The following is a 9,756-nucleotide window of genomic DNA, read 5'->3' as shown; positions in this document are numbered from 1 at the left end:
GCCCGGACGGCCCGGACGGCCCGGCCCGCCCGGGTGCGGCCCCTCTGCGGCGGCCCGCGTTCCGGCCGGTGACCATCCGCACCTCCGCCGACGCGATGACGGCGGCGACGCGGTACCTGCGCTGGCTGGGCTTCACGGACCTGGCCACGAACGAGGACCGGCCCGCGTCCGGCGTCGACGTGCGCGGCGCGGGCGTGGTCGCCCACGTCGACCCGACCACGACGCCGATGCCGCGGCGGGACGTCGAGTGCGTGTGGCTCAGCGGCCTCAACGCCTCGGCGCTCGCCGTCTTCTTCGCCCTCGCCGGCTACACCCGCGACGCCCGCGCCCGGGCGGACGAACTGCGCCTCCCGCTGTACGTGATGGACCTCACGGGCACTCCGCAGCCGGTCAACGCCCCCGCGGACGACCTGATCCGCACGGGCGCCGCGCAGGCCCGCTGAGCGGACGGGCGGGGGAACCAAAGTATGGGGGTGGGCCGCCGGGGTCGTACGAAGGTCTCGACGCCGGCCGCGGAAGGCCCCGCGCCGGGCGGGTGACCGTAGATTGGCCGGTATGCCCCGTACCGCCCCCGAGGCCCGCGCCGCCGGCCGCACCCGCCGGGACCGGCTCGCCGACGCCGGCCTCGTCCTCTTCGCCGGGGCCTTCTCCTTCCTGTCCGCCGACTCGGTGCTCCCGGAGGACGGCGCCGGGGTCTCGGACAACGTGCTCTTCGCCGAGGCGGTCGCCGCCGGCGTGGCCTGCCTCGCGCTGCTGCTGCGGCGCCGCTGGCCGGTGCCGCTCGCGGTGGCGATGCTCGTCGCCGACTCCTTCGGCCACTTCTACATCGGCCCCACGCTGGTGGCGGTCTTCACGGTCGCGGCGCACCGCCCGCCGCGCGCCACCGGGTGGATCGCGGCCCTCGTCCTCACCCGGCTGGTGGGGTTCATCGCCGCCACGCCGGACCCGGAGGACCCGCGCACCGGTGCGGGGGTGGCGTACTTCGCGCTGGTCACGGCGGCCATGGTCGGGGGCCTGTACCTGCGCTCGCGGCGCCAGCTCGTCGCCTCGCTGCGGGAGCGCGCCGAGCAGGCGGAGGCCGACGCGGCGCTGCGCGCGGGGCAGGCGCAGCGGCGGGCGCGGGAGGAGATCGCACGGGAGATGCACGACGTGCTGGCGCACCGGCTGTCGCTGCTGAGCGTGCACGCGGGGGCGCTGGAGTTCAACCCGGGCGCCCCGCCCGCGGAGGTCGCCCGCGCGGCGGGCGTGATCCGCGACAGCGCGCACGAGGCGCTGCAGGATCTGCGGGACGTGATCGGCGTGCTGCGGGCACCCGCGGGCGCGGACTCAGCCGCGGACCCGGCCGCGGGTGCGGGCGCCGGGCGTCCGCAGCCGACGCTGCGGGACGTGGGCCGGCTGGTGGCGGAGGCCGGCGAGGCGGGCATGCGGGTCGCGTACACGCAGGACGTCGATGCGGCGGAGGCGGTCCCGGCCGCGACGGGGCGCACCGCGTACCGCATCGTGCAGGAGGGGCTGACCAACGCGCGCAAGCATGCGGCGGGCACGGAGGTCGCGGTGACGCTGAGGGGCGGCCCGGAGGCGGGGCTGACGGTGGAGGTGCGCAACCCGCTGCCGGGCGCGGCCCTCCTCGGCAGCGGCCGGTCCGCGGTGACCGGGTCCCTGGTCGGCGGACGCGACCCCGGTGCGCCGGCGGGCGGCCGGACCGCAACGGGCCGGCACCCCGCGGCCGATCCGAAACCGGGCGCCGCCGGCCGCGGCCCGAACGGCACGCCCGCACCCCGCCCGGCCCCCGCACCCGACGACCCGGTGCACGCCACCGGCGGCACGGCCCCCATCCCCGGCGCCGGACAGGGGCTCATCGGGCTCACCGAACGCGCCGCGCTCACCGGCGGCCGGCTCACGCACGGCGTCGACGACGACACGTTCCAGCTGCGCGCCTGGCTTCCCTGGGGCCGCCCGCCCCGTACGGAATGAGCCCCCGCCCCGGACAGGCCGGCCGGCGGCCCGACCCGCCGGCCGGCTCCTCCGGCTCCGCCCCGTTAGGGTGGGCGCGTGCCCGACCAGACCGCCGACCCCGCCGGGGGCGACCCCGCAGGCGTCACCGTGCTGCTCGTCGACGACGACCCCCTCGTACGGGCCGGGCTGCGGCTGATGCTCGGCGGCGCCGACGACGTCGAGGTCGTCGGCGAGGCCGCCGACGGCAGCGAGGTGCCGGCGCTCGTGGCCGCGCACGCGCCCGACGTCGTGCTCATGGACATCCGCATGCCGCGGCTCGACGGGCTGGCCGCGACGGAGGCGCTGCGGCGACGCGCGGACCCGCCGGAGGTGCTGGTGCTGACGACGTTCCACACCGACGAGCACGTGCTGCGGGCCCTGCGCGCCGGGGCCGCCGGGTTCGTGCTCAAGGACACCCCGCCGGGGGAGATCGTCGCGGCCGTGCGCAAGGTCGCCGCCGGCGAGCCCGTGCTGTCGCCGGCGGTGCTCCAGCAGCTCATCACGCAGGTCGCCGGGGGCGAGGCCGCCGGGCCCGGGGAGGCCGAGGAGCGCACGGGCCGGGCCCGCCGCCGTCTCGCGGCGCTCGGCGAGCGCGAGCGGGAGGTGGCGGTGGCCGTCGGCCGCGGCCGGTCGAACGCCGAGATCGCCGCCGAGCTGTACATGAGCGTGCCCACCGTGAAGACGCACGTCTCGCGCATCCTCACCAAGCTGGACCTCAACAACCGGGTGCAGATCGCCCTGCTCGTCCACGACGCCGGGGAATCCTGAGCCGTCCGCGGTGTTGTACGGATCATGGACATCCCCCTCGCCGTGCTCGACCGGTCCCTGCGGCACGAGGGCCAGGACCCGGCCGACGCGCTGCGCCGCACCGTCCGCTTCGCGCGGCGGGCGGAGGGGTACGGATACCGCCGCTTCTGGGTCTCCGAGCACCACAGCGTCCCCGGTGTCGCGGGCTCCGCGCCGACCGTGCTGGCCGCGGCCGTCGCCGCCGCCACGTCGACGATCCGGGTGGGCACCGGCGGGGTGATGCTGCCCAACCACCGGCCGCTGGTCGTCGCCGAGCAGTTCGGCGTGCTGGGCTCGCTGTTCCCGGACCGCATCGACATGGGCCTGGGCCGCTCGCTGGGGTTCACCGACGGCATCCGGCGCGCGCTCGGCCACGGCACCGCGGACGCCGCGGACTTCGGGGACGCGCTCGCGGAGCTGCTGCGCTGGTTCGAGGGCGCGCAGCCGGCGTATCCGGGGGTGCACGCCGTGCCGGCGGAGGGGCTGCGGGTGCCCGCGTACGTGCTGGCGGTGGACGGCGGCGCGGACATCGCCGCCGCGCACGGGCTGCCGCTGGTGATCGGCGCGGGCCGGCGGCCGGAGAAGTTGCTGCGGGCCGTCGAGCGCTACCGGTCGGCCTTCGCGCCCTCGGGGCCGGAGGCGCGGCCGTACGTGGTGGTGGCGGTCGCCGCCGCGGTGGCCGACTCCGCGGAGCTGGCCGCCGACCTGCTGCTGCCGGAGGCGTGGGCGACGGTCTGGTCGCGCACCCGCGGCACGTTCCCGCCGCTGGCCCGGGCGGCGGAGATACGGTCCCGCACGCTCACCGAACGCGAGGCCCGCTATCTCGACGAGGCCCGGCAGTCCCAGGTGTCGGGCACCGACGAGCAGGTGGCCGCGGCCCTCGGCGACCTGGTCGCGCGCAGCGGCGCCGACGAGCTGCTGGTCTCGCTGCACACCCCCGACGAGGACGCCCGGCTGGAGTCCTTCCGGCGGCTGGCGGAGCTGAGGATCCCGGCGCCGGGGGCGGGCTGACCGGCGCACGCAGGGGCCGGCCGGCCCGCCGCCGGTACTGCCGCCGCTACAGCTCCACCGCCGCACCCGGCCGCGGCAGCCGCAGCCGGTGGCCGAGCCCCGCCGCCTCGAAGGCGGCGACGAGCGACTCGGCGCCCTGGGTGAGGTGCCCCCAGTGCTCGAAGTGCAGCGGCACCACGTCGTGCGCCCCGAGCACGGCCGCGGCCGCGGCGGCGTGCTCGCTGGTCAGCGTGGTGTGCCCGGTGCCGGGCAGCGGGGTCCGCGCGGCGCCGGCGAAGAGCACGGCGATGTCCACGGGGCCGAGCCGGGCGGCGATGGTGCGGACCACGTCGAGGGAGGCGTTGTCGCCGCTGACGTAGACCGTGGGCAGTTCCTCGCCGGTGAGGACGAAGCCGGTGACCTCGCCGGTCAGCGGCTCGCTGCCGGGCGGTCCCGGCAGCGCGGGCACCGCGGTGACGCGGACCGGTGGCCGGCCGCCGACGGTGTACGACTCCCACGCCGGCAGCGCCCGCACCGGCCCGCCCAGCCGCGCCGCCGCCGAGGCGGTGGACAGCACGAGCGGCGCGGCGGCGGCGCACTCGCGGCCGGCCCGGTCGAGGTTGTCGGCGTGCTGGTCGTGGGAGAGGAGCACCGCGTCGACCGGGCCGAGGTCGGCCGGCGCGAGCGCCGGGCCGGCGGTCTTCACCAGCCGCCCGCTCGCGACCGGGTACTCGCCGGGCGGGTCGAACGTCGGGTCGGTCAGCAGGCGGACCCCGCCGAGCCGGAGCAGCGCGGTGGGGCCGCCGACGTAGTGCAAGATCGTCATGGCAGTGCCAAGGACCCGCGGGCCGCGGCTATTCCGCAGCACTGAACTGCTCCCGCAGCTCGATCTTCCGCACCTTCCCGCTGACCGTCGTCGGGAACTCCTCCATGATCCGCAGATGCCGCGGGATCTTGAAGTGCGCGAGCCGGTTCTCGCAGTAGTGGGCCAGCTCGCGCCGGGAGAGCGCGTGCCGGGGGTCGCTGAGGATCACACAGGCGAGGATCTCCTCGCCGTACGTCTCGTCCGGCACGCCCACCACCTGCACGTCGGCGATCTTGGGGTGGGCGTGCAGGAACTCCTCGATCTCGCGCGGGTAGACGTTCTCGCCGCCCCTTATGATCATGTCCTTGATCCGGCCGACGATCTCCACGCAGCCGTCGTCGCGCATCCGCGCCAGGTCGCCGGTGTGCATCCAGCGGCCGGCGTCGATCACCTCGGCGGTGCGCTCGGGCTGCTCCCAGTAGCCCTGCATGACGCTGTAGCCGCGGGTGCACAGCTCGCCGGCCGTGCCGCGCGGCACGGTCACGCCGGTGACCGGGTCGACGACCTTGACCTCGACGTGCGGCAGGACGCGGCCGACGGTGGCGGTGCGGCGCTCCAGGTCGTCGTCACGCCGGGTCTGGGTGGCGACCGGGGAGGTCTCGGTCATGCCGTAGCAGATGGTCACCTCCGCCATGTGCATCTCGCTGACCACCCGCTTCATCACCTCGACCGGGCACGGCGAGCCGGCCATGATCCCGGTGCGCAGCGACGTCAGGTCGTACAGGGCGAAGTCGGGCAGGCCCAGCTCGGCGACGAACATCGTCGGCACCCCGTACAGCGAGGTGCAGCGCTCCTGTTCGACGGCCGCGAGGGTGGCGGCGGCGTCGAAGGACGGGCCGGGGATGACCATGCAGGCGCCGTGGCTGGTGGCCGCGAGGTTGCCCATCACCATGCCGAAGCAGTGGTAGTACGGGACGGGGATGCAGATCCGGTCCTGCTCGGTGTAGCCCAGCGTCTCGCCGACGAAGAAGCCGTTGTTGAGGATGCTGTGGTGGGACAGGGTCGCGCCCTTGGCGAAGCCGGTGGTGCCGGAGGTGTACTGGATGTTGACCGGGTCGTCGCAGGACAGCATCGCCTCGCGCTCGCGGACCCGCTCCGCGGGCACCGTGCGGCCGGCCTCGATCAGCCGGCCCCAGCCGGCGTCGCCGATGTAGAAGACGTTGCGCAGGGCCGGGCAGCTGCCGCGCACCTGCTCGACCATCCGCCGGTAGTCGCTGGCCTTGTGCGCCAGCGAGGCGACCAGCAGCGAGATGCCGGACTGGTTGAGGACGTACTCCAGCTCGTGCACCCGGTAGGCGGGGTTGATGGTGACCATCACCGCGCCGATACGGGCCGAGGCGTACTGCACGAGCACCCACTCCGGGCAGTTGACCGCCCAGACGCCGACGCGCTCGCCCTTGGCGACGCCGCGGGCGAGCAGCCCGCGCGCCACCTCGTCGACGGCGGCGCCGAACTCCGCGTACGTCCAGCGCCGGCCGGAGGGCACGTCGACGAGGGCCTCACGGTCCGGGTGGGCGGCGATGGCACGGTCCAGGTTGGCCCCGATGGTGTCCCCCAGCAGCGCCGTGGTGCCGGTGCCCCCGGTGTAGGACGACTCTGCGGTCATGTGTGGTCCTCCTCGCGGTACTCGTCGGCGGATCCGGCTGATCCTGCTGCCGTAGCCTCGCGCAGCTGCACGCGGCGGATCTTGCCGGAGACGGTCTTGGGCAGGTCGGCGAACTCCAGCCGCCGGACGCGCTGGTAGGGGGCGAGCACGGCGCGGGAGTGCGCGAAGATCGCCTTCGCCGCGGCGGGGCCCGGCTCCCAGCCGGCGGCGAGCACGACGTACGCCTTGGGCACGGCGAGCCGCAGCGGGTCGGGCGCGGGCACGACGGCGGCCTCGGCGACCGCCTCGTGCTCCAGGAGCGCGCTCTCCAGCTCGAAGGGGGAGATCTTGTAGTCGGACGCCTTGAAGACGTCGTCGGCGCGGCCGATGTACGTGAGGTAGCCCTCGGCGTCGCGCGCGCCGATGTCGCCGGTGCGGTAGTAGCCGCCGGCCATGGCCTCGGCGGTGCGCTCCGCGTCGCCCTCGTACCCCGTCATCAGGCCCACGGGGCGCTCGGTCAGGTCGAGGCAGATCTCCCCTTCGTCGGCGGGTGCACCGCTGACGGGGTCCAGGAGCACGACGTCGTATCCGGGAGTGGGACGGCCCATGGACCCCAGCTTGACGGGCTGGCCCGGGGGATTGGCGATCTGCACCGCGGTCTCGGTCTGGCCGAAGCCGTCGCGGACGGTCAGGTTCCAGGCCCGCCGCACGGCCTCGATGACCTCCGGGTTGAGGGGTTCACCTGCGGCGACGGCCTCGCGCGGCGGATGCGCGAGCGTGCTCAGGTCGGACTGGACGAGCATCCGCCAGACGGTGGGCGGGGCACAGAAAGTTGTCACGCCGGCGCGGTCCATGGCGGCCAGCAGCGCGCCGGCGTCGAAGCGCGTGTAGTTGTGCAGGAAGACGGTCGCCTCCGCGTTCCAGGGCGCGAAGAGGTTGGACCAGGCGTGCTTGGCCCAGCCGGGCGAGGAGATGTTCAGGTGGACGTCGCCGGGGCGGAGGCCGATCCAGTACATCGTGGCCAAGTGGCCGACCGGGTACGAGACATGGGTGTGCTCGACCAGCTTGGGGCGCGCCGTGGTGCCGGAGGTGAAGTACAGCATCAGGGTGTCGTCGGCGGCGGTCGGGCCGTCCGGCACGAACACCGCGGAGGCCTCGTACGCGTCCTCGTAGGCGAGCCAGCCCCCGCCGCCCCCGCCGCCGACGGAGATGCGGGTGTAGTCGCCGGGCACGTCGGCGAACTTGGCCTCGTCGGCGGCCCGTACGAGCACGTGGCGGGCCCGTCCGCGCCCGATGCGGTCGGCGAGGTCGATCGGGCCGAGGAGGGGGGTGGCGGGGATGACGACGGCGCGCAGCTTCATCGCGGCGAGCGCGGTCTCCCACAGCTCGGCCTGGTTGCCGAGCATGACGACGATGCGGTCGCCGGCGCGCACGCCCTGCGCGCGGAGCCAGTTCGCCACCCGATTCGAGCGCTCGCTCATTCGGGTGAACGTCAGCTTGGTCTCCCGGCCGTCCTCCTCCGCGATGTGGAGGGCCGTGCGGTCGTTGTCCGCGGCGATGGCGTCGAACCAGTCGAGTGCCCAGTTGAAGCGCTCCGGCCTGGGCCAGGAGAAGCCCGCGCGGGCGGCGGCGTAATCCTCCCGCTGCCGCAGCAGGAAGTCCCGCGCCGACCGGAAGTCCGCGGTCGGATTCGGTGCCGTCACATGTCCTCCTCGTACGGCGGCGGCTCGCTAGCATCGTGCTGCGAGTGACGTACGCCTCACTACCCCCGTACGGGGGTGGCCTGACGCCGGCCCCGCCGGCGACACCCGTCAGCACCAGGGAGCGAGCGACATGCCGGAGACCGCGGACGCAGCGGAGGTGCGCGGCGCGCTGGCCCGGCTGCGCCGGGCCGGCGGAGTGCCCGTCGCCTTCGGCGGGCTGCTCACGGACGGCGGCCGGAAGCTGCGGATCAGCGAGCTGAGCGGGACGGTGACGCTGTCCCTGCAGGGCCTCGGGGTCGCCACGGGCAACGGGCTGGGCGGGAAGGCCATCGCCTTCTCCCGGCCCTGCGCGGTCACCGACTACACCTCGTCCCGCGCCATCAGCCACGAGTACGACGGCCCGGTGGGCGCCGAGGGGCTGCGCTCGGTGCTGGCGGTGCCCGTCGTGGTCAGCGGCCGGGTGCGGGCGGTGCTCTACGGCGCGCTGCGCGACTCGCTGCCGCTGGGCGACCGGTCGCTGAACGCGGCGGTGGAGACGGCGCGCCACCTGGAGCAGACCCTCGCCGTACGCGACGAGGCCCGCCGGCTGCTCGCCGTCGCCACGCCCACCGCGCAGCGGGCGGCGGACCCGGCGGCCTGGGAGAACGTCCGCACGGCCCACCGCGACCTGCGCACGCTGGCGCCGCGGATAGCCGATGACGAGCTGCGCGCCGAGCTGCTGGCCCTCTGCGACCGGCTGGCTGCGGCGGCCGTCACGGTGGCCCCGCCCGCCGGCGCCGGGGCGGAACGCACGGTGCTGGCGCCGCGGGAGCTGGACGTGCTGGCGTGCGTGGCGACCGGGGCGACGAACGCGGCGGCGGGCGAGCGGCTGGGGCTGCGGCCGGAGACGGTGAAGAGCTATCTGCGGTCGGCGATGCGCAAGCTCGGGGCGCACACCCGGCTGGAGGCGGTCACCGCCGCGCGCCGGGCGGGCCTGCTGCCCTGAGCCCGCCCGGGGGTGCCGCGGCACGGCGCCGCCGGGTGCCCCGGGGTGCGTCAGCCGCGGTGCTCGACGACGTTGACCACCCGGCCGTTGGGGTCGCGGACGAAGAACCGCCGCACGCCCCACTCCTCGTCGGTCAGCGGGTACACGACGTCCGCGCCCGCGGCGCGCATCGCCGCGTGCGCCGCGTCGACGTCCCCGACCTCGATGCTCATGTCCGGCTCCACGGGCGCGGCGGCGTCCCGGTCCATGAAGATCAGCTGCGCGGTGGGGTTGTCGGGCGCGGCCAGCGCCATCACCCAGCCCAGGTTCATCACCTCCTCGAAGCCCAGCCGCCCGTAGAACTCGCGGCTGGCCTCGAACGACCCGGTCCTGATGTCGGGGACGACCCGTCGGATGCTCATGCCGCGGAGGCTACCGGCCGGCTGTGACACCCCGCCGCACGGCGGCGGTCCGCGCGTCGGGGGCGCACTCGTGCGGCACGCCGCGCACCGCCGGGCCGGGACGGCGGCACCCGTGCGTCGGGGGGCGCACGGCAGCACAGGCCTCCCCGGGGGCGACGCCGCCGCGGCCGGGCGGGAAAATGTCACTGTGGCGGACATTCCCAACCTGACCTGGATCGCGAACGGGCGCGCGCGGAGCGCCCGCTGGTACAGCGTGGGCGGCACCCCGCCGCCCGGGCGGGTGGTCACCGCCGACGACCGGATGTGCGCCGACATCGCGTACCGGCTGGTGTGCGAGGGCACGGCCGTCCTGTGGCGGGGCGACTACCACGGCGGGCGGCAGCTCCACGCCGCGCTGGGCCGCCGCATCGACCGCCGCTCGGCCCGCCGCGGCCGGCGCCCGGCCG

8 protein-coding genes and 2 pseudogenes are annotated in these 9,756 nt (G+C 75.8%); 6 read left to right on the top strand and 4 right to left on the bottom strand.

What is annotated here, in order from left to right; all coding sequences use genetic code 11:
• The 4 genes and pseudogenes from ABD317_RS28485 to ABD317_RS28470 all read left to right on the top strand — a co-directional run.
• Nucleotides 1-443, top strand: a pseudogene (locus ABD317_RS28485) (hypothetical protein); the annotation flags it as partial.
• Between the two features lie 112 nt (nt 444-555).
• The gene (locus ABD317_RS28480) at nt 556-1,974 is read left to right on the top strand and encodes a histidine kinase (RefSeq protein ID WP_344293366.1); all 1,419 of its coding nucleotides are present in this window, start codon (nt 556-558) and stop codon (nt 1,972-1,974) included.
• A gap of 78 nt (nt 1,975-2,052) precedes the next feature.
• Nucleotides 2,053-2,763: a response regulator transcription factor gene (locus ABD317_RS28475; RefSeq protein WP_344293364.1), complete on the top strand. Its 711-nt coding sequence runs from the start codon at nt 2,053-2,055 to the stop codon at nt 2,761-2,763.
• A gap of 24 nt (nt 2,764-2,787) precedes the next feature.
• A complete protein-coding gene (locus tag ABD317_RS28470) occupies nt 2,788-3,792 on the top strand; it encodes an MsnO8 family LLM class oxidoreductase (RefSeq protein ID WP_344293362.1) in 1,005 nt (334 codons plus the stop codon).
• Nucleotides 3,793-3,838: 46 nt separating this feature from the next.
• Here the strand turns inward: ABD317_RS28470 and ABD317_RS28465 are convergent, their stop codons facing one another.
• The 3 genes from ABD317_RS28465 to ABD317_RS28455 are packed head-to-tail and all read right to left on the bottom strand — an operon-like array spanning nt 3,839 to nt 7,924.
• Nucleotides 3,839-4,597, bottom strand: coding sequence for an MBL fold metallo-hydrolase (locus tag ABD317_RS28465; protein WP_344293360.1), 759 nt, complete (start codon nt 4,595-4,597; stop codon nt 3,839-3,841).
• Between the two features lie 28 nt (nt 4,598-4,625).
• On the bottom strand, nt 4,626-6,242 hold the full coding sequence (locus ABD317_RS28460; protein ID WP_344293358.1) for an AMP-binding protein: 1,617 nt from the start codon (nt 6,240-6,242) through the stop codon (nt 4,626-4,628).
• Nucleotides 6,239-7,924 (bottom strand): AMP-binding protein, encoded by a 1,686-nt coding sequence (locus tag ABD317_RS28455; protein WP_344293356.1) that lies wholly within the window; start codon nt 7,922-7,924, stop codon nt 6,239-6,241. Before ABD317_RS28455 ends, ABD317_RS28460 begins: the two co-directional genes overlap by 4 nt.
• Nucleotides 7,925-8,054: 130 nt before the next feature.
• Here ABD317_RS28455 and ABD317_RS28450 point away from each other — a divergent pair, with 130 nt between their 5' ends.
• Nucleotides 8,055-8,909 (top strand): LuxR C-terminal-related transcriptional regulator, encoded by an 855-nt coding sequence (locus tag ABD317_RS28450; RefSeq protein ID WP_344293354.1) that lies wholly within the window; start codon nt 8,055-8,057, stop codon nt 8,907-8,909.
• A 50-nt stretch (nt 8,910-8,959) separates the two neighbouring features.
• Here the strand turns inward: ABD317_RS28450 and ABD317_RS28445 are convergent, their stop codons facing one another.
• On the bottom strand, nt 8,960-9,310 hold the full coding sequence (locus ABD317_RS28445; RefSeq protein WP_344293352.1) for a VOC family protein: 351 nt from the start codon (nt 9,308-9,310) through the stop codon (nt 8,960-8,962).
• A gap of 187 nt (nt 9,311-9,497) precedes the next feature.
• On the opposite strand from ABD317_RS28445, the pseudogene ABD317_RS28440 reads away from it, so the two are divergent.
• Nucleotides 9,498-9,756: pseudogene (locus tag ABD317_RS28440) on the top strand (methyltransferase); the annotation flags it as partial.

The sequence above is a fragment of the Streptomyces synnematoformans genome (assembly GCF_039531005.1).
GTDB lineage: Bacteria > Actinomycetota > Actinomycetes > Streptomycetales > Streptomycetaceae > Streptomyces > Streptomyces synnematoformans.
Note: the sequence above shows the minus strand (reverse complement) of the source record. Positions and strands in the feature narration are given on the sequence as shown.